Source organism: Maridesulfovibrio sp., from assembly GCF_963677005.1.
Classification (GTDB): Bacteria; Desulfobacterota; Desulfovibrionia; order Desulfovibrionales; family Desulfovibrionaceae; genus Maridesulfovibrio.
This window is the reverse complement of the sequence record NZ_OY781616.1, coordinates 972,545-992,325: the sequence shown is the minus strand read 5'-3', so window position 1 is coordinate 992,325 and position 19,781 is coordinate 972,545. Positions and strand designations below refer to the sequence as shown.

The window sequence follows — 19,781 nt, the reverse complement described above, 5'->3', positions numbered from 1 at the left end:
CAGGGCATATTATGTTCTTTCATTCTAAAGTTGTCTGTGCCGGATTTATACTTGTACTTGTGTCATCAAATGTTTAGGATACAAAATCGAAAAGGGTCCGCTTTAGCGCAGGATATAATTTTTAGTTAAGTAAACACGGTTTTTCATAATATTAATGTCCTCATCGGGAGAAATTGATGTCTGGAACCATACCTATTGTTATTGAAACCACAGGGCGTACGGAACGTGCCTACGATATCTATTCACGTCTGCTTAAGGACAGGATCATACTGCTCAGCGGCGAAGTCAACGACCATGTAGCCAGCGTAATCTGCGCACAGCTTCTTTTTCTTGAATCGGAAGATCCGGAAAAAGAAATATACATGTACATCAACTCCCCCGGCGGGGTTGTCACTGCCGGACTGGCTATATATGATACAATGAAATATATTTCCGCCCCGGTTGCCACTCTGTGTATGGGACAGGCCGCCAGCATGGGTGCTTTCCTGCTCTGCGCAGGGGAGAAAGGGCATCGCTATTCCCTGCCGCACAGCCGCATCCTCATTCACCAGCCTCTCGGCGGTGCTCAGGGTCAGGCCACGGATATCGATATCCAGGCCAGGGAAATTCTGCGTCTCAGGAAGTCGCTCAACTCCATTATGGCTGACGCTTCCGGCAAGACGGTTGAGGAAATAGAAAAGGATACCGACCGTGATTATTTCATGTCCGCCCAGGAGGCACTTGATTACGGTCTGATCGACAAGATCATTGAATCCCGTGGGAAAATTGAATCCAAGGAAGGTTAATTCCGGATGAGTAAGGATAGAAAAGGTTCGGGACAGGACCTCCGCTGCTCTTTCTGCTCCAAATCGCAGGATGAAGTTCAGAGACTGATTGCCGGTCCGGATGTGTACATCTGCGATGAGTGCGTGCAGCTCTGCAACGACATCATGGCTCAGGAAGCAGTCAGCGAAGAGTTTGATGCTGGAAAGCTCCTCTCGCCTCAGGAAATCAAGGAACTCCTTGACGAGTATGTTATCGGCCAGGATTATCCTAAAAAGATATTGGCGGTGGCTGTCCACAACCACTACAAGCGTGTTTTTTATTCCAAATCCAGTTCTGCCGATGATGTTGAAATAGATAAAAGCAACATCCTGCTTATCGGCCCCACCGGTTCTGGTAAAACCCTGCTGGCCCAGACTCTGGCCCGTGTGCTCAAGGTTCCGTTTGCTATTGCCGACGCAACAACCCTGACCGAAGCCGGATATGTTGGCGAGGACGTGGAAAACATCCTTGTTCAACTGCTGCAGAATGCCGATTATGATATTGATGCTGCTTCGCGCGGGATCATATACATTGATGAAATCGACAAAATCTCCAGGAAGGGCGACAGCCCCTCCATCACCCGTGATGTATCGGGTGAGGGCGTACAGCAGGCTCTGCTCAAAATTATTGAGGGAACCGAAGCCAATATCCCGCCCAAGGGTGGACGCAAGCATCCGCAGCAGGAGTTTATCCGCCTCGATACCTCGAACATCCTGTTCATTCTCGGCGGGGCTTTCATCGGTCTGGACAGCATTGTTCAGCAGCGTATGTCCGGTTCGGGAATAGGATTCGGTGCGAAGGTTGAAACCAAGACCGAAAAGGGCATCAGCGAGCTTTTTTCCAAGGCTGAACCTGCCGACCTGGTAAAATTCGGGCTTATCCCTGAATTTGTAGGGCGTATTCCGGTACAGACAGCTCTTTCCGAGCTTACCGAAGAGGATCTGGTAAGGATTCTTACGGAGCCCAAGAACGCTCTCGTCAAACAGTACAAGAAAATGTTCGACATTGACGGTGTTCGTCTGACCTTTACCGAGAACGCTCTCAAATCCATCGCCGCTATGGCGGTGAAGAGAAAGACCGGAGCCAGAGGGCTGCGTAACGTTCTGGAATCCATCATGCTCGATATTATGTACAAGCTTCCCTCCCTTACCGGAGTCAAGGAGTGCGTAATAAACAAGAGCGTTGTTGAATCCGGCATAGAACCGCTGCTTTTTTTTCATAACGAAATAAAAAGCGCTTAGCAGCCTGCCGGGGATTTTCCTCGACAATTTAATTACAATGGCCTCCGTTCGTTTGAACGGAGGCTTTTTTGGGATTATGGCTTTGTAACGATATTCTTGAAGACAGGTCCAAAGGCTAATAATTTTCCGGATTCTTCCGATAGAAATAAGGAATGGACAGGTGTTGAACATTCCTTGATTCAGTTTTTTCTCCTCTTTTCATCTGAAATTTCATTACTCAAGTTTGACAAACCGGGTCTAGGTATTACATGATCCATTACAATCGGTTGATTTAATTACGGGCGTGAACGCCTGTTTATCAAATCGGTTATTTTAAGAGGAATTTTCGGATAAAGAAATTGTTATCCTGAATAAGATAAAATTTGGTAAGATAAAATATTCACTCAGAACCGTAACGGTTCTTGCAATCCGTATCCGGGTTTAAGGTAGGAGGATAAATGTCGTCCACAGTTTATGAAAGTGGCTCATCCGCTGATAAAAACAGGCTTCCGATGATGTCCCTCAGGGAAGTGGTTATGTTTCCCAGATCAATAGTGCCGCTTTTCGTCGGACGCGAGTCGTCGATCAAGGCCATTGAGGAAGCTATTGCCGAATATGACAAGAAGATCTTTCTGGTCACACAGGAATTCCCGGAAAAGGAAAAACCCGCTCCGAGCGATCTGTTCCGCATCGGTACCGTGAGCAAGATTCTTCAGATGCTCAGACTTCCGGACGGGACCATCAAGGTCCTTTTCGAAGGCCTTTACCGTGCGTCATGGAATCCGGATGCCGATGGCATGACCTTCAAGGAAGATTTTCCCCTGGTAGATATTGAAAGGGTGGATGATCTTCATGCAGAAGAGAATGCTACCGAGGCACTGGTGCGTTCCGTGCACGAAGCTCTTGAAAATTTCGGCAAGGTGAACAAGAAAATTGCCCCGGAAACGGTTCTGGCCATCTCCACTATCCGCTCGGCAGGAAAACTGGCCGATTCGATAATGCCGCATTTGAAGGTTGAGTTCATCAAGAAGCAGGGCATTCTTGAAATGGTTGACCCCCTTGAGCGTCTTGAAGCGGTCTATGAACTTCTGCTTGGCGAAATCGAAATCGTGTCCATTGAAAAGCGGGTCAAGAACCGCGTCAAAGGACAGATGGAAAAGAACCAGCGCGAATACTATCTCAATGAAAAGCTGAAGGCCATCAACAAGGAAATGGGCCGCGAGGACGATCCTCAGGCGGAAGCCCACGACCTTGAAGAACAGCTTGACGCCAAGCAGATGGATGATGAATCGCGCGACAGGGTTCGCAAGGAAATCAAGAAGCTGCGTCAGATGGCGCCGTCTTCCGCAGAATACACGGTCGTAAGAAATTACGTAGACTGGGTTATGGAACTTCCGTGGAACAGCTACAAAAAGACCAAGCTTGATATCTCCAGAGCACGCGAAATTCTGGATGAGGACCATTACGGACTCAAAAAGCCCAAGGAACGTATCCTTGAATACATGGCCGTGCAGTCTCTGGTCGAAACGATCAAAGGTCCCATCCTCTGTTTTGCAGGCCCTCCCGGAGTAGGTAAAACCTCCATCGCCAAGTCCATTGCAAGAGCCATGGACCGCGAATTCGTGCGCCTTTCTCTCGGCGGTGTACGCGATGAAGCTGAAATCAGAGGTCACAGGCGTACTTATGTCGGGGCTCTTCCCGGTAAGATCATCCAGTCCCTGCGCCGCTGCGAGTTCAGCAACCCGGTCATCTGTCTGGACGAAGTGGACAAGATGAGCACCGACTTCAGGGGTGACCCCTCGGCGGCTCTTCTTGAAGTGCTTGATCCGGAGCAGAACGGAACATTCAGCGATCATTACCTTGATCTGGATTACGATCTGTCCAAGGTATTTTTCATTACCACGGCGAACGATCTGCATTCCATTCCTCTTCCGCTGCAGGACCGTATGGAGATCATTACTCTGCCGGGCTATCTGGAAACCGAAAAAATGCATATCGCAAAGGATTTCCTGCTGCCCAAACAGATCAAGGAACACGGCCTCAAGGAAGAAAACCTTGCCGTTTCCGATGAAGCAATGCTGGACATTATCCGCACTTACACAAAAGAGGCGGGTGTCAGAAGTCTTGAAAGGGAACTGGCTCGGGTCTGCCGCAAGACCGCCATGCAGATTGTGGAATCCGGTGACAGGGACAAAAACATGCAGGTGGAGCGGGATAACCTCACCTCGATTCTCGGTGTGTATAAATTCCGTTTCGGTTCAAGAGAGGAAAAATCTCTCGTCGGTGTTGCAACAGGACTTGCTTACACTCAGGTCGGCGGCGAGATGCTGATGGTGGAAGTTGTCCTCATGCCCGGCAAGGGCAAGGTGGTCATAACCGGAAAGCTGGGTGATGTAATGCAGGAATCAGCACAGGCGGCCCTGTCCTACATCCGGTCCCGTTCCGATCTGTTCGGATTGAAATCTGATTTTCATGAAAAAATCGATGTGCATGTGCACGTGCCGGAAGGTGCAACTCCGAAAGACGGTCCTTCGGCCGGTATCACACTCTGTACCGCCATTGCATCGGCCTTCCTCAACGTGCCTGTTCGCCATGATCTGGCCATGACCGGCGAGATAACTCTTCGCGGAAGGGTGCTTCCCATCGGCGGACTGCGTGAAAAGCTGCTGGCTGCTCACAGGGGACAGTCGAAAACAGTCCTTATCCCCATTGATAACAAAAAGGACCTCAAAGAGGTTCCGGACGAAATTCTGACTGATCTGGAAATAATCCCCGTGGAAAACATGGACGAGGTTCTGAGTTGTGCTCTGGACAGTCTGACCGCGGAAGAACTGTTCAGAGGACGTAACAACGTTACACCCATCGCCCTGAACCTGATCAAGGATGAATATCAGAGCCAGCCGCATTAATTGCATTTGAATCGGTTGAGCGGGGTATCCGCAAGGAACTCTCTAAGCCCGAAAGAATATTATCTGAAAGATCTGAAACCGATGTTTATTGCGTTGGTTTCAGATCTTTTTTATTGCGTATTTTACTTGGTGATTATCAATTTATATATGGACATTTCCGTTGTTCCCAAAAGAGTTAGCGAGCTAATTGTATAATAGAATGTTTTGAGCTCGGGAGATATTATGCTAACTCTCAAGAGGCTGGTTGATATCCGCAGGGGAGGCATGGTCCATGCGAAGTGAAATTAAATTTTGCAGGCATGGACTGTTTCCGGAAGTTTTATTTGTCTGAAAAGGTTCTGGTTGAAGTTGTGACGGGAAAAGCGACAGTCTATATTTTTTTTATCTGGTTCACATTATGTGCGGGAACAGCAAGTCTGGCCGGAACGCGTGATGATGTCCGCAGTGTTTTCGTGACTTCGGTGAAGGAACTGAAGATTCCAGGCGCCGTAATGTGCGTTGAAACTCCGGAAGGTGAAAAGTGGACCATGAGTACCGGCGTGGGGGTGATAAACCCGAGAATGCCCGTTTCTGCAGGGCACAGGTTCAGAATAGGCAGTATAACCAAAACATTTGTTGCCTCGCTGGTGCTTATGCTGGTCAGCGAAGGCAAAGTTGAGCTCGATGCGAGGGTTCATAGTATTCTGCCGGACATGATTGCGGAAGATAACCCGGTAACGATACGACATCTGCTGCAGATGAGGAGCAATTTAGGCAATTTTGCAGATAACAGGGCTTTTCTGGCGGAATTCAGAACAACCCCTCGGAAAAAATGGACCCCGGAAGGATTACTGGAGTTCCGTCGCTGTCCGTGCGGACCATCAGGAACAATTTTCGAGTACAGTAATTCAAATTATGTGCTGCTGGGGCTTATTCTTGAAAGGCTGACCGGGGACACGTTTGAAAATCAGGTCCAGAAAAGGATTCTCGGCCCGCTGAAGTTCCGGTCCACTTCTTTTCCTACCTGTACTCGAATGCGCTCTCCTTATGCGCGGGGGTACGATTATAATCCTGAAACAGGCCGGGTAAAGGACCTGAGCAGAGTAATTAATCCTTCCTGGGCCTGGTGTTCCGGCAATGGTGTATCTACAGCCAGAGACATAATGGTCTGGTTGAAATCCTATCTGAACGGATACGGAATAGACGAGGATATCTTGCATGAACAGTTCTGTTTCAAACCGGCCATGCTCTATGGTGTTTCATACGGTCTGGGGTTGATGAACAAAGCCGATGCGATCGGCCATAATGGTGATTTTGCGGGAATTTATACTTCTCTGGCCTTTCGGTACAGGGGATATTATTTTGTGATTCTCACCAACGGACAGACGTATGGGGCAGGGCAGGACGCGACCGCTGAGTCCGTTTTCTGGCAGGTTGTCAATAAGTCCGGATTGTTTACCATAAATCCGGGAACCGAAACTGTCGCTAAAAACTGAAACCGAATCCTATTCCAATCCCCATACCTCCGGAGTTGTCCTGAGGTCCGTCATTATATGATTCTTCATCGTTGTTCAGGCCGAAAACAAAACCGGCCTTGATGTCCTCGCTAAAGTTCATGAAATTTGCCGTGTCATCGGATACGGATCTGTTGTTGAACTCGACATTTCTCTCTGCACGCTCTGAAAAAGATTCGTTTCTTACAGGTTCAATGCCGGCTGCATATGAATTTGTAATTACCGGAATTGCCAGGACGATTGCCAGGATGATCATTGCTTTCCACATACTCCACCTTCCCTTTACTGTTGTGGAATAATCTGTCCATGGTTTACCTGCATTCCATTCTACAAGAAACAGACCGTTTAGGATTAATAAACACAAATCAACAAGTTAACAGTTCTAAGTGGTTTTTACTGTGTCAATGATCAGGAAATTTAATCGATATCCGGTTATGTGCAGAATGTTATTACGGGCTATATTCAGAAAAATGCGGAATTATTTTCCATGCTCTGGAGTATTGTCTAATAAGCAATCAGTGTCCTTATAAAAGTACAGAGACATCGTTTATACTGTCTTGGTTGAAGATATTGCCGATAAGATTGATATGGATATCAGTTCATAATTGAAATATATTTTATTAATATTGCGCGTGCTTCTTTCATTTAGTTACTTTTTTTTCTTAAAAAGACTCCGACACTTATTTATATGTAAAATAATTTACATAATCTAACAAAAAAAATCCTATTGCATTAATAAATACATTCCGAAATGTTACGATTGTGTTACAAAGAAGGAGCCGTAGTTTGTACAATGTGACCCTATTGACATAATTTCAATTCATTTTAAGGTGATTTCAACTTTTTTAAATCCTTGAAAAAGTATGCAGAGAACCAGATGTCGGATGTTTTGTTGGGAATAAAAACCGGCATTGTCTCTATGCCGGCAGCCGACAGTGTTCATTTGTGAATGTTGTAATGCGAACCTGAAAATATGCTTTTCAATTATGATTAGCCGATCCGGGAGAGCATGGTGCTTCGCGTACCTGCCGAAATTTAGTACGCGAAGCGTAACCCTAATTTGGTTTGGAGTGAGTATGTTTAAAAGAATTCTTCGTCCTTCAGCATTGGCATTCTGTATTTGCCTGCTGGCCGTCAGCGCTTTTGCGGCCGGTCCCAAGTATGTTTTCTACTTCATCGGAGACGGTCTCGGCCCCACACAGCGTATGGCCGCTGAACTGTACAACAAAATGGAAACCGGTAATCCCGATGCAAAACTGGTAATGAACTCGTTTCCCGATACTGCTCTGGTTACCACCTATTCCGACAACACCCTTATTACCGACTCCGCAGCAGGCGGTACTGCACTTTCCTGCGGGTACAAGACCACCAACGGCTACCTTGCAAAGCTTCCCGACGGCAGAGACCTCAAGACCATTGCCGAAGCAGCCAAGGATAAGGGCTATGCCGTAGGTGTAATTACCACCACCCGTCTCACACACGCCACTCCCGCTTCATTTTCCGCTCACAATGTTGATCGTGACGCAGAAAATGCGATTGCGGTTGATCAGGCCGATTCCGGTTTTGATTTCCTCGCCGGCGGCGGCTATCGCCATTTCGTAGCCAAAAACAACGCAGAGGGCTTGAAGTCCAAGCGCAAAGACGATGTTGACGTTGTAAAAATGTTTGCAGACAAGGGTTACAAAACCTTTGTCGGTGATTCCGCCCGTGATGCGTTCCGCGCTTACAAGCCCAAAAAAGGTGAAAAAGTATTTGCCGTTCTGGCCTACAGCCATATCCCTTACGAAGTTGCCCGCCGCAACAGCGACCTCAAGAAAAACAAGATCCCTGCTTTGAGCGAAATCACTGAAAAAGCAGTTGCTTCCCTTGCTGCACAGGGCAAGCCTTTCTTCCTCATGGTTGAAGGCGGACGCATCGACCACGCTGCTCACGCCCATGATGCAAAGTCGGCAATCCTTGATACTCTCGCAATGGACGAGGCAGTAAAGGTCGCATACGACTTTTACCTCAAGCACCCCGATGAAACCCTCATTGTTACCGCTGCCGACCATGAAACCGGTGGTGCAGGTCTTGGTATCTCAATGGACTCCAAAGGTTACTTCCTTAATCTCAAGGCGCTGGAAAAAGTAAGTGTTTCCGCAGAAGACAACCTGAACGGATACTACAACAAGCTGGCCAAGAAAGAAGCTGACCTCAAAAAACGTCATGCCGATTTCATCAGGTATGTTGAAGAAAAATGGGGCCTGACCGACCGTACTCCCAGCGAAGACAAAGTCCTCATGGACGCAATGCTGGTTCAGGACAAGAACCAGAGCCTCGATAAGAAGGACAAGGTCCTTTACGGTTACTCCTACACTCCGACAATGGTTGCCGTTACCGACCTTATCTCCCAGAGAGCCCGTGTTTTCTGGACTTCCTTCGTTCATACCGGAACCGTTATTCCTGCCACCGCTGTCGGTGTTGACGCTGACATGTTCCGCGGTTTTATCGACAATACCGACATCCCCACCCGCATTGCACAGGCTATCGGCGTGAAGCTGTCCGACTATAAAAAGACCGACTCAAAAGCTCTGCTCGGTGCAACCTACGGTCCGCAGGAAAAATACTCCAGGATTCCCTACAACAACTAGGCTGTTGACCGGCGTCCCTAAAGGACTGCACAATATGTCACTTTGTTAAAATAAGGCCCCCGAAAAAAACGGGGGCCTCAGATTGCTGATAAAGCACCATCTGCTGCGTTGCTGCGAAAAAGCATGAAACTCACGTATGTCGATATACGCTTCGTTCCATGCTTTTTCTTGCGCCTTATATCTGGCACATTATCAACAGTCTGACGTTTTGGACTTTGCTACCAAGCTCCTTCCCCGAAAGAGAAGGTCATTTTAATGTTTTCGTGAGGTACGGATGCGAAGGTTTGCCACCCCAGTTGTATTTATTCTGCTCATTATCGGCGTTATCTGTCTGCTGCGGTTTGACCGTTCCGGACACGACCTTGATCCGGCTATCCATGAATGGCAGGCTGTGGTTACCGAGGTGGATAATGACGCCATAGTGCACATGGGAACAGCCATAATCGGCACCCAGTACGTTACGGCAGTTCTTACCGAGGGAGAGATCAAGGGAAAAACAGTACGAGGGATAAATCAGCTGATAGGGCAGCCTGAAATGGACGAGGTGTACGCTCCGGGAGACACCATGCTTATGGCCGTACGCATGAACGGCGATAAACCGGAGGATGCCAGGGCGGTCAACCAGTACCGGCAGGGGTGGGAGATGCTCCTTTTCGGACTTTTCGTTCTGATCCTGCTAATTTATGCCCGGACCATAGGATTGAAAGCCTTATTCAGCTTCGTGACAAGCGCTTATATTTTGTGGAGATTTTTCATTCCGGAACTTCTTTCCGGCGGAAATCCGGTTTGGCTGACCGTTATTACCCTGACCCTGCTGACCGTGGTCATCATAACTTCGGTGGCCGGTTTTTCGCGGGTTACGCTTATTGCAACAGCCGGAACACTTATCGGGCTTTTTCTGGCATTGGGACTGACTCTCTTTTTCGGGGAAAAGCTTAGGCTTTCAGGCATGACGGCTCCATTTGCCACGCTTCTTTATTTTTCAGGTCATTTTTCCTTGGATCTGCGGGATATTTTTTACTCCTCGGTCATTCTGGGGGCTTCCGGAGCGGCCATGGATATTGCCATGGACGTCACCGCATCCATGAATGAAGTATTGAGCAAGCGGCCGGATATCGGGCGTAAGGACCTTATAAAGTCAGGCTTCAACGTAGGAAGGATGGTTACGGGTACGATGACAACGACTCTGCTGCTGGCATATTCCGGCGGTTACCTGACCATGCTGATGCTGTTTGTTTCCAAGGGAGCCTCTTTTACGCGGATGCTTAATTTCAAACTGGTGGCAGCCGAGGTTTTCCGTACCTTGGTCGGAAGTGTCGGACTTGTGCTGGTTGCGCCGATCACGGCAATCATTGCCGGGATAATTCTTTGCGGATTCAAAAATATCGAAAATGACAGCTGCCAATAAATATAATCAGGAAGGGCAGAGTTGCTGAAGAGCACACCTGTTCACGCGGATTGAAACGCAAAAGGGGGGACATCGATCACGATGTCCCCCCCTTTTGCGTTCTTATGGTAATCCCTTATTTCAACTTGCTGGTAATGTTGTTTTTGATCCAGCGCGCGTCCCACCATTCAACCGGGTTGACGGGGATGCCGGAGCAGATAACGCCGTAATGCAGGTGGTCTCCGCCGGCCATGCCTGTTGCACCGGTCTTGCCGATAATCTGGCCGCGTTCGACCATGTCTCCGGGAGCGACATCCATCTGGCTGAGATGTGAATACAGGGTCTGAAGTCCCATGCCGTGATCAATGATGATCGCGTTTCCGTATATGCCGAAATCGGACGCAGCCAGCACCACGCGGCCATTATTTGCGGCGGGAACAGGGGCGTTGCGGATACTGGCCAGGTCAATGCCCAGGTGGGTCTGTTTGTCTATTTCCTTCCCGTTGTGATAATAGGTCCGCTGGTCTCCGAACCCGGCCCGGTTGGCAGCGTTATCGAGTCTTTTGAAGCTGCCCTTGAACAGGAATACCGGGGAAGTGTCCCTGGCTATGCGGTGCAGTTCGGCCCGGTTTTTCACTCGCAGTTCACGGTTGACCTTTAGAAAGAGTTCAACCTGATTGGTTATACCGGGATAATCCGACTCAAACTGCGGCATCTTGCTGCCCAGAAAACGGTCCGAAATATTGATTCGGTCATGCCTGTAAACCCTGCTGTTGGCGTGAAACGCAAAACCGCTTCTGCGTTTGTTGGTTGCAGCATCCTCGGCGATGAGTACCGGGCTGACTTTTTTCGCGTCATCATAATACGGAATGGCAAAAAGACACGCGTATTCGCCGTCAGGCTGTTTGAATCCGGGGAAGAAATCTTCGCCGACTTCAACACCGGTCCGGGACGGAGTTTCGCTGAGCTTGTAGACGACCAGCCCGCAGCCTCCCTGATTGAGGTTGTGGCTGCCGGAAATAACACTGATTTTCGGCGCTATGGTATCAAGAGTATAGTTCCCTCTGGCTATAACGGCATTTCCGCTTCCGAAACCGGCCAGGGAAGTGTCCACAGCCCAGACCGCTATTTCAAACGGTCCTTCCTTTATCTGTCTTTTGCCGATGGTAATCTGCTGATTATAATCAACTGTATTCTTCGGCAGAGTCTTTTCCGTAAGTGTGATTTTGTTGTCGCCCTGCACAAGTACGATTTTGACAGCCTTGAGTCCTGACTGAGTATCGCTGATATTGATGTCTATTGGTGTTTCATAAGTAATAAACCCTTTATCCGGACTGATGGACAGCTGCGGAGCGGTAGTGTCTTTATATAATATATACCCTCCGGCACCTAAAATTCCGATAAGAATTATTAATACGATAAATTGCCCGATACGATTTTTCTTACGCGCCATTGCTGATCCTTGGATTTTGTTCAAGTGAACCCGATTCATATAATGTTGTTAAGCGGGGCAACCATAACAACAAATATCCTGATGATTCAATACACAACATTGTAAAAGAGGTTTTTGTCTATGCTTGGTATAGATAAAATCTATGCACACTCCCTTTTTCTATCACTTATTGTTGACGTAAAACTCCGTAGTGTGTATTTGGTTTGAAAAAATATCGTCGCCGTGGCGGTTTTTTTTATTAAGTAAGGACAGTGCCTTACACGCCGGCAACCACCAAGGAGGTAGGGATGAGTTTGACCAGGCGAGATTTTGTGAAATTGTGCACAGGGACTGTGGCTGGATTTGGGATTTCCCAGATGTTCAACCCCAGTGTGGTGCACGCACTGAAAAAATTCGTACCGCATGTATTCTGGCTGCAGGGACAGGGCTGCACCGGATGCTCGGTATCGATTCTCAATTCAGTGCACCCCTCGATCGCAGAGGTTCTTCTGGATGTTATTACCCTTGATTACCACCCGACCATTATGGGGTCCGAAGGTCATGAAGCCTGGGGACACATGATGGACGTGGCAAAAGAGCAGACGGGTAAATACATCCTTATCGTTGAAGGTTCGGTTCCCACTGCGGAAAACGGTCATTTCTGCATTGTCGGTGCTGATGCGAATCACAAGGAATTCGCAATGACCGATGCCACACTCGAAATGGCCAAAAACGCCGCCGTTGTCGTAAACGTGGGCACATGCGCTGCCTACGGCGGTATTCCGGCCGCACAGGGCAACCTCACAGGCTCCATGTCCGTGACCAATTTCCTGGCTGAAAACGGAGTGAAGACCCCCGTGGTCAACATTCCCGGCTGCCCGCCCCATCCTGACTGGATGGTGGGAACTCTTGTCGTCGCGATCAACGCTATTGAAGAGAAAGGTCTGCAGAGCGGACTGGCTGATGTTGTTTCCATTCTGGACAACGTCGGACGTCCCACTCCCTTTTACGGTGAAAATATTCACGACAATTGTCCGTTCCTCGAAAAATTCGATAACGACGAATACGCTGAAATATTCACCGATCCGGTTAAGTGTCGCTACGAACTGGGTTGCAAAGGCCCCAACGCAAACTCCGACTGTTTCAAACGCAAATGGAACGGCGGGGTCAACTGGTGTGTCGAAAACTCAGTATGTCTTGGCTGTGTAGAACCGGGATTCCCGGATGAAATGTCCCCCTTCTACGAAGCCGGTTAACCGGAAAGAGGAGTAGTAATCCTTATGTCTTCGAACTCTCATGAACCCGTCGCCGCAGACGGGAAGCTCAAGATTGCCATTGACCCGGTAACCCGCATCGAGGGACACCTCAAAGCCGAGGTTGTGGTCAAGGACGGCAAAGTTGTGGACGCATGGCTGTCCGGCGGCATGTACCGCGGTTTCGAGAACATTCTGATCGGCCGCGATCCCCGCGATGCCGCCCAGCTGACTCAGAGACTCTGCGGAGTTTGTCCCACCGCTCACTCTACAGCATCCACCCGTGCCCTTGATGATGCTTTCGGCGTCAAGCTGACCACCAACGGTCGCCTGACCAAGAACCTCATCTTCGGCGCAAACTATCTGCAGTCCCATATTCTGCATTTTTATCATCTGGCAGCTCTGGACTTCGTCAGAGGTCCGGGCAAAGCTCCATTTGTTCCCCGTTTTGAACACCCGGACCTGCGTCTGGATGAAAAAACCAACGCCGTTGCAGTCGACCAGTATGTAAAAGCTCTTGAAATCCGCCGTATCTGCCATGAAATGGTGGCACTGTTCGGCGGCAAGATGCCGCACATCTCCGGTCAGGTTGTCGGCGGAGCGACCGAAATCCCCACCAAGGAAAAGCTTGTCGAATACGCAAGCCGCTTCAAGCAGGTGCAGAAATTCGTCGCTGAAACATACGTACCCACCGTTTACCTGATCGGTTCCGTTTACAAGGATCTGTTCAAAATCGGCGGCGGATACAGAAACGCAATGGCATACGGCGTATTCCCCATGGATGATGCCGAAAGCGAATTCCTCCTCAAGCCCGGCGTTTACGTTGACGGCAAGGATGAGCCTTTCGACCAGAAACTCATCAAGGAATACACCAAGTATGCATGGTACACCGATGAATGTTCCGACCTGCACCCCAGCAAGGGCAAGACCATTCCGGATGTACACAAGGAAGGCGCCTACAGCTTCTGCAAGGCTTCCCGCTACAACGGTCATGCCGTTGAAGTAGGCCCTGCCGCCCGTATGTGGGTTCAGAACCCTGAACTCAGCCCCATGGGCCGCAAGCAGCTCAAGGACCTTTTCGGTGTCGAAGCCAAGATGTTCCGCGATCTCGGTGCGGAAATGGTCTTCTCCCTCATGGGCCGTCACGTTGCCCGTGCAGAGGAAGCCTACCTCGTTGTCAATGCCATTCAGGACCGCTGGCTCAATGAAGTCAAGGCCGGGGAAGAGACTTACGTCAAGTCCGCCATTCCCCAGGTTGCGGAAGGCCTCGGTCTCACCGAAGCTCCCCGCGGCTCCCTGCTGCATTACATCAGCATCAAGGACCAGAAAACCGCCAACTATCAGATGATTCCGGCAACTCTCTGGAACAGCACACCCCGTGACGATTCAGGCATGCGCGGCACCATTGAGGAAGCCCTCATCGGCTGCCCCGTTCCCGATCCGAAAAGTCCGGTTGACATATCAAGGATCATACGATCCTTCGACCCGTGACTTGGCTGTGCCGTGCACGTGCTGCACGCAGAGACCGGTGAGGAACACGTTGTACACGTAGGAGAAGGCTGCTAATCTACCCCGGTAGATCTGCACAACGGACCAACGGTCCGAATCCGGAACGTATGAACGTTTGAATTGATATATTGCAAACTCCCGGACGCAGGGTACCCCGTGTCCGGGAGTTTTTGCTTATTTAAGTGTTGCCATATTTTTTATATTTGATGCGGTTCGCGCTTTAGGACGGAAAATGAAAAAATTACTGGTGCTGGGAATAGGAAACATACTGCTCGGCGATGAGGGCGTCGGGGTTCATGCTGTTGAGGAGCTCAAGAAGGAGGAATGGCCGGAATACGTTCACCTTGTGGACGGCGGAACATTCACTCATGATATTTTTCATATTCTCGAAAAATACGATGCAACGCTGGTTCTGGACATTGTTCATGGCGGGAAGAATGCCGGGACCATCTATTATCTGGAAGAAAAGGACATCATCAATAACGAGAAGCAGCGCTTGTCCCTGCACGATATCGATCTGGTGGATTCCCTGAACATGGCCGGAGCCATCGGCAAACGCCCGGAACTCCGCATCCTGGGTATGGAGCCGGAGAACTACACCGAATGGTCCATGGAAATGACTGATACCTGCAAGGCTGCTTTTCCCCATTTTCTGGAAAAAGCGCGTCAGGAGATCAATCGTTTTGTTGAGGAGTTCGCGCAGTAGGGTGGGTGTGCGAAGGGTGGTTTAACAGATTTTGCAAAAGCGGCAGTTCCGGGATGGGGCTGCCGCTTTTTTTTGTTGGTATGTATATGATTTTATATATTGACGGCTATGTTTGCTTATAGTTAATTGAGTTTATAAGTAAGATAAAAATCGTAGTATTTCAGTTGTCGGGAGAAGTGCTTTGATTAATGCCACTGATATAATTTATAGTGTGGACGCCACTGTTTCCGGGTGGTGGCCTTTATACGCAGGCTTGGATACAAGCTGTAAATTAGGGGCTTGGAGTGTTTTTCTGGGAGGAACTCCTTTTGCCATTTGGTTTGTTAAGTTTTTTCTGCCGCGTAGAAAAACAGATCAAGCTGGTCCTTCTCCTGTGACTGTAACAGTATCTCCCGCAGAAAGGACAGATTCTGGTGAAATTGCATTAAGATTACTTGAAAAATATGAAAACGTTAATGAAGAGCTTACAAAAGCCAAATTGGATAATCAGTCAAAGGATCAGGAGATAGCAAGGTTAAAAGATGCCATTGATGGTGTACGTGAGTTGGAAAAACAGGATGACATCGAAGAAGATGCAATAAGAGCAGAAAAAGAACTTGAAAAAGGTAACACCGAGTTAGCAAAGGCATTATTTAAACAGGTTGCACAAGAGAATGAAGAAAAATCTCAGAAAACCAATGTAATAGCTGCGCAGGCTTATCGGCGCCTTGGTGCTCTTGCTTTTTTAGAGAATACTCATGAAGCACTTGAAGCTTATCAAAAGTCTGTTGAACTTGACCCCAAAAATGCTGACGGATGGAATCAACTTGGGCATTTATTGCAAAGAATAGGGGAGCTTGAAAAAGCCGGGCAGGCATATAAAAAAGTTCTGGAAATAGGCATTTCCAGTAAAAACAAAGGACTTTATGCTGTTGCTTACGGCAACCTCGGGAATATTCGGTATATTCAGGGGAACCTTGCAGAAGCAGAGGATTTTTACAACAAAGCGTTGGAGTTGAATAAAGAGCTCTGTCGCAAGAAAGGGATGGCTTCAAATTACGGCAATCTCGGTATCATCCGTCAAATTCAGGGGGACCTTGCCGGAGCAGAGGATTTTTACAACAAGTCGTTGGAGTTGAATAAAGAACTCGGTCGCAAGGAAGGGATGGCTAACCAGTACGGCAACCTCGGGAATATTCGTTATATTCTGGGGGACCTTGCAGGAGCAGAGAATTTTCACAACAAATCTTTGGCAATCGAAAAAGAGCTCAGTCACAAAGAAGGGATGGCTTCAGATTACGGCAACCTCGGTATCATCCGTGGAATTCAGGGTAACCTTGCAGGAGCAGAGATTTTTTTTAACAAATCGTTGGAGTTGAATAAAGAGCTCGACAATAAAGAAGGGATGGCTAACCAGTACGGCAACCTCGGTAATATTCGTCGTATTCAGGGAGACCTTGCAGGAGCAGAGGATTTTTACAACAAGTCGTTGGAGTTGAATAAAGAACTCGGTCGCAAAGAAGGGATGGCTCTCCAGTACGGCAACCTCGCAAATATTCGTAGTAACCAGGGAGACCTTGCAGGAGCAGAGGATTTTTACAACAAGTCGTTGGAGTTGAATAAAAAGCTTGGTCGCAAAGAAGGGATGGCTTCAAATTACTGCAACCTTGGTATCATCCGTAAAACTCAGGGGGACTTTGCAGGAGCAGAGGATTTTTACCACAAGTCGTTGAAGTTGAATAAAAAGATCGGCTGCAAAGAAGGGATGGCTTCAGATTACGGCAACCTCGGTGTCCTTCGTAAAACTCAAGGGGACCTTGCCGGAGCCGAGGATTTTTACAACAAGTCACTGGAGTTGAATAAAGAGCTCGGTAGTAAAGAAGGGATGGCTTACCAGTACGGCAACCTCGGTGTCCTCCGTAAAACCCAATCGGACTTTGCAGGAGCCGAGGAATGCTGGGAAAAATCACTTTCTCTATTTCGTGAAATCGGCGCAAAACCCATGATTGAAAAAGTCCAATCTCTCCTCGCCGCCCAAAAACAAACTCAATCCTCAAAAAAATAATCTCGATCAAAAATCCCCCGACAACCTTACGCTGCCGGGGGATTTCTGCATTCATCAAATTAAGTCTGCGTCAGCCCAAAAATCCCTACCCATTCTCCAACGCTTCCATAAGACTGATGGTCAGTTTGAGGAAATCAGCTTCGGTGAGGATGCCTTCCAGACAGTTCTGCTCGTTAACCACCGGCAGACAGCCGTATTTGTGGTTCAAAAGAAGGTAGGCGGCCTCCTTCAGGAGACAGTCCTTGCTGACGGTCTTTATGCCGGTCTGCATTATTTCCCCGACTGGTATTCCTGCGTCAATTTCACCCTGGGTTGCCGGGTCGATATCCGCAAGCTGGGATATTGTGGCGCGCAGAATGTCCCGATGGGTGACAAGTCCTATGAATTCCTGCTTTTCATTTACGATAGGAATATGTCTTATACGTTGCAGGTCCATGAGCGACCTGGCCATTTTAAGATTGTCATCTTCATTTAGAGTGAACAGTTCTTTGGTCATAAGATCATCAACTTTCAGCATGTGTTCCTCCTTTTCCTTATCTTCAATTTCGCTTTAAGGGGCCTCTGTGTCAAGTATGGAGGCAAAAAAAACAGGTTTAAGGGCCGATTTGAGCCATTCAGGTTGACTTGACCGCCAAAATCTGATTTGCAAACGCAAACAATGAATTATCGCAGGGTGTTTTCTTCCGGCTGCACAGAGAATCTGTTCAGGCAAAGTACACCCGGTTGATGGGGGATAAGTGCGTATAGATCCGAAACGCTCTCGCCTGAAAATGGTCGAAGAGCAGATCATGGTCAGAGGTGTGACCGACAAGACCGTTCTGGATGCCATGAGAAAGGTTCCGAGGCATCTTTTCGTCCAGGATGCTCTCGCTTCCCGGGCCTATTCGGACAGCGCCCTTCCTATCGGGGAAGGACAGACTATCTCCCAGCCGTATATAGTGGCCTTCATGTCCGAACTGCTGCAGATTGAACCGGGCCACAAGGTTCTGGAGATAGGCACCGGTTCGGGGTATCAAGCCGCGGTACTTGCCGAAATGGGGGCGGATGTCTTTTCCGTGGAACGCATCCGCAAGCTGTTTCTGGCTGTGCGCAAACTTCTTTTCGATCTTCGATATTTCAATATCCAGTTGAAACTGGATGACGGCACAATGGGCTGGCCTGAGCATGCCCCGTATGACCGCATAATCGTTACAGCGGGTGGGCCGGAAATCCCGCAATACCTCATTGACCAGCTGGCCGAGGGAGGCAGAATGGTGATTCCCGTCGGCGATCAGAAGCGCGTACAGCGTCTGATGCTGGTTACCAAGAACGCGGGCAGTATTGAGACCACAGATATGGGCGGATGCGCCTTTGTGGACCTTGTGGGAAAACAGGGCTGGTAAATGCCGTATATCCGGAGAAACAGATGAATATTATTCAGGCATGGAAATACGGTCCGGGACCGGACTCATTAAAGGATTACCTTATCCTTATCGCGAAGGGTGTCTGCATGGGGATTGCGGACATCATTCCGGGGGTATCCGGCGGAACCATGGCGTTTATCACCGGAATATATGACAATCTGATTGATTCCATACGCTCCTTCAACGGTACTTTCTTTAAAAAGCTTTTCACGCTGGACATCACCGGCGCCATTGCGGAAGCCCATCTCAAATTCCTGCTTCCGCTTCTTTTCGGGATACTGGCGGCGATGGTTTCCGTGGCCAACGTAATCCATCATCTGCTGGGGACCCATCCGGTACAGGTCTGGTCGTTGTTTTTCGGCCTTATTGCCGCATCCATCCTTGTGGTTGGCAGAAGGGCGGGGCGTTTTTCCGTGAAAAAACTCGTTGCCGGAATTGCCGGGGCTGTTTTCAGCTTCATTCTGGTCGGGCTTATTCCCGTAACCACGCCGGACGCGCTGTGGTTTGTCTTCCTGTGCGCCTGCATTTCAATCTGCGCCATGATCCTGCCCGGCATAAGCGGGGCGTTCATACTGCTTCTTCTCGGCAAATACGAATATATTACAGGAGCCCTGAGAAATCCGACTGTTGCCGAAAATGCAGCTGTTCTGATTGCTTTTGTCTGCGGCTGCGCTGTGGGCATCTCAATGTTCTCCCGTGTTCTTCACTATTTTCTCGAAAAACACCACGCCATCACCGTCAGTGTTCTGACCGGATTCATGGCCGGGGCCATGCGCAAGATCTGGCCCTGGAAAGAGGTGCTGGATTCAGTGGTTATCAGGGGTAAGACCCATGTGCTCAGTGAGGTGAACGTGCTTCCTCCGGCTTTTGACGGAGAATTCGCCTCGGCAGTGCTTTTGATGCTTGCGGGTTTCGCGGCAGTGATTATCTTGGAATGGGTATCTTCAGCCGGAGAGGGCTGAGGCTTTTCGGAGGAGGGTTTCTCCGTTGT

Annotated in this window: 15 protein-coding genes; 12 read left to right on the top strand and 3 right to left on the bottom strand. The window is 48.8% G+C overall.

From position 1 onward, the window contains the following. Window positions 1–176 precede the first annotated feature (176 nt). The 4 genes from clpP (at window position 177) to ACKU4E_RS04510 (ending at window position 6,408) form a co-directional block, all read left to right on the top strand. Window positions 177–785 carry an ATP-dependent Clp endopeptidase proteolytic subunit ClpP gene (gene clpP / locus ACKU4E_RS04525; protein WP_320169894.1) on the top strand — a complete coding sequence of 203 codons (609 nt, stop codon included), beginning with the start codon at window positions 177–179 and terminating at the stop codon, window positions 783–785. 6 nt (window positions 786–791) lie between these two features. After that, the gene (gene clpX / locus ACKU4E_RS04520; RefSeq protein ID WP_320169893.1) at window positions 792–2,045 is read left to right on the top strand and encodes an ATP-dependent Clp protease ATP-binding subunit ClpX; all 1,254 of its coding nucleotides are present in this window, start codon (window positions 792–794) and stop codon (window positions 2,043–2,045) included. A 437-nt stretch (window positions 2,046–2,482) separates the two neighbouring features. Beyond that, complete coding sequence (gene lon, locus ACKU4E_RS04515) at window positions 2,483–4,933, top strand: endopeptidase La (RefSeq protein WP_320169892.1); 2,451 nt, start codon at window positions 2,483–2,485, stop codon at window positions 4,931–4,933. A gap of 323 nt (window positions 4,934–5,256) precedes the next feature. Continuing rightward, window positions 5,257–6,408: a serine hydrolase domain-containing protein gene (locus tag ACKU4E_RS04510; RefSeq protein WP_320169891.1), complete on the top strand. Its 1,152-nt coding sequence runs from the start codon at window positions 5,257–5,259 to the stop codon at window positions 6,406–6,408. On the opposite strand, the gene ACKU4E_RS04505 is transcribed toward ACKU4E_RS04510, so the two are convergent. Then, a complete protein-coding gene (locus ACKU4E_RS04505; protein ID WP_320169890.1) occupies window positions 6,398–6,694 on the bottom strand; it encodes a hypothetical protein in 297 nt (98 codons plus the stop codon). The genes ACKU4E_RS04510 and ACKU4E_RS04505 overlap by 11 nt on opposite strands. Before the next feature lie 808 nt (window positions 6,695–7,502). Here ACKU4E_RS04505 and ACKU4E_RS04500 point away from each other — a divergent pair. Continuing rightward, window positions 7,503–9,056, top strand: a complete 1,554-nt coding sequence (locus ACKU4E_RS04500; RefSeq protein ID WP_320169889.1) for an alkaline phosphatase — start codon at window positions 7,503–7,505, stop codon at window positions 9,054–9,056. A 274-nt stretch (window positions 9,057–9,330) separates the two neighbouring features. Further along, window positions 9,331–10,464 (top strand): YibE/F family protein, encoded by a 1,134-nt coding sequence (locus tag ACKU4E_RS04495; RefSeq protein ID WP_320169888.1) that lies wholly within the window; start codon window positions 9,331–9,333, stop codon window positions 10,462–10,464. A gap of 115 nt (window positions 10,465–10,579) precedes the next feature. Here ACKU4E_RS04495 and ACKU4E_RS04490 read toward each other — a convergent pair whose 3' ends face one another. Continuing rightward, window positions 10,580–11,896, bottom strand: a complete 1,317-nt coding sequence (locus ACKU4E_RS04490; protein WP_320169887.1) for a M23 family metallopeptidase — start codon at window positions 11,894–11,896, stop codon at window positions 10,580–10,582. Window positions 11,897–12,183: 287 nt separating this feature from the next. Here ACKU4E_RS04490 and hysB point away from each other — a divergent pair, with 287 nt between their 5' ends. From hysB to ACKU4E_RS04470, 4 genes are all read left to right on the top strand, one after another. Further along, entirely contained in the window at window positions 12,184–13,131 is a 948-nt protein-coding gene (gene hysB, locus ACKU4E_RS04485) for a NiFeSe hydrogenase small subunit (RefSeq protein WP_320169886.1), read from the top strand. Between the two features lie 24 nt (window positions 13,132–13,155). Then, entirely contained in the window at window positions 13,156–14,694 is a 1,539-nt protein-coding gene (gene hysA / locus ACKU4E_RS04480; protein WP_320169885.1) for a NiFeSe hydrogenase large subunit HysA, read from the top strand. A gap of 175 nt (window positions 14,695–14,869) precedes the next feature. Continuing rightward, a complete protein-coding gene (hysD, locus tag ACKU4E_RS04475; RefSeq protein ID WP_320169884.1) occupies window positions 14,870–15,343 on the top strand; it encodes a NiFeSe hydrogenase maturation protease in 474 nt (157 codons plus the stop codon). 181 nt (window positions 15,344–15,524) lie between these two features. Beyond that, window positions 15,525–17,387, top strand: a complete 1,863-nt coding sequence (locus ACKU4E_RS04470; RefSeq protein WP_320169883.1) for a tetratricopeptide repeat protein — start codon at window positions 15,525–15,527, stop codon at window positions 17,385–17,387. 85 nt (window positions 17,388–17,472) lie between these two features. On the opposite strand, the gene ACKU4E_RS04465 is transcribed toward ACKU4E_RS04470, so the two are convergent. Further along, window positions 17,473–17,904, bottom strand: coding sequence for a CBS domain-containing protein (locus ACKU4E_RS04465; RefSeq protein ID WP_320169882.1), 432 nt, complete (start codon window positions 17,902–17,904; stop codon window positions 17,473–17,475). Between the two features lie 220 nt (window positions 17,905–18,124). On the opposite strand from ACKU4E_RS04465, the gene ACKU4E_RS04460 reads away from it, so the two are divergent. After that, window positions 18,125–18,769 (top strand): protein-L-isoaspartate(D-aspartate) O-methyltransferase, encoded by a 645-nt coding sequence (locus ACKU4E_RS04460; protein WP_320169881.1) that lies wholly within the window; start codon window positions 18,125–18,127, stop codon window positions 18,767–18,769. Between the two features lie 23 nt (window positions 18,770–18,792). Then, the gene (locus tag ACKU4E_RS04455; RefSeq protein WP_320169880.1) at window positions 18,793–19,752 is read left to right on the top strand and encodes a DUF368 domain-containing protein; all 960 of its coding nucleotides are present in this window, start codon (window positions 18,793–18,795) and stop codon (window positions 19,750–19,752) included. The last annotated feature ends 29 nt before the right edge of the window (window positions 19,753–19,781 follow it).

What these genes read in the sequence shown, in the direction of transcription:
- clpP (WP_320169894.1), top strand. Translation starts at nt 177, where the DNA reads ATGTCTGGAACCATACCTATTGTTATTGAAACCACAGGGCGTACGGAA.
- clpX (WP_320169893.1), top strand. Translation starts at nt 792, where the DNA reads ATGAGTAAGGATAGAAAAGGTTCGGGACAGGACCTCCGCTGCTCTTTC.
- lon (WP_320169892.1), top strand. Translation starts at nt 2,483, where the DNA reads ATGTCGTCCACAGTTTATGAAAGTGGCTCATCCGCTGATAAAAACAGG.
- ACKU4E_RS04505 (WP_320169890.1), bottom strand. Translation starts at nt 6,694, where the DNA reads ATGTGGAAAGCAATGATCATCCTGGCAATCGTCCTGGCAATTCCGGTA.
- ACKU4E_RS04500 (WP_320169889.1), top strand. Translation starts at nt 7,503, where the DNA reads ATGTTTAAAAGAATTCTTCGTCCTTCAGCATTGGCATTCTGTATTTGC.
- ACKU4E_RS04495 (WP_320169888.1), top strand. Translation starts at nt 9,331, where the DNA reads ATGCGAAGGTTTGCCACCCCAGTTGTATTTATTCTGCTCATTATCGGC.
- ACKU4E_RS04490 (WP_320169887.1), bottom strand. Translation starts at nt 11,896, where the DNA reads ATGGCGCGTAAGAAAAATCGTATCGGGCAATTTATCGTATTAATAATT.
- hysB (WP_320169886.1), top strand. Translation starts at nt 12,184, where the DNA reads ATGAGTTTGACCAGGCGAGATTTTGTGAAATTGTGCACAGGGACTGTG.
- hysD (WP_320169884.1), top strand. Translation starts at nt 14,870, where the DNA reads ATGAAAAAATTACTGGTGCTGGGAATAGGAAACATACTGCTCGGCGAT.
- ACKU4E_RS04465 (WP_320169882.1), bottom strand. Translation starts at nt 17,904, where the DNA reads ATGCTGAAAGTTGATGATCTTATGACCAAAGAACTGTTCACTCTAAAT.
- ACKU4E_RS04455 (WP_320169880.1), top strand. Translation starts at nt 18,793, where the DNA reads ATGAATATTATTCAGGCATGGAAATACGGTCCGGGACCGGACTCATTA.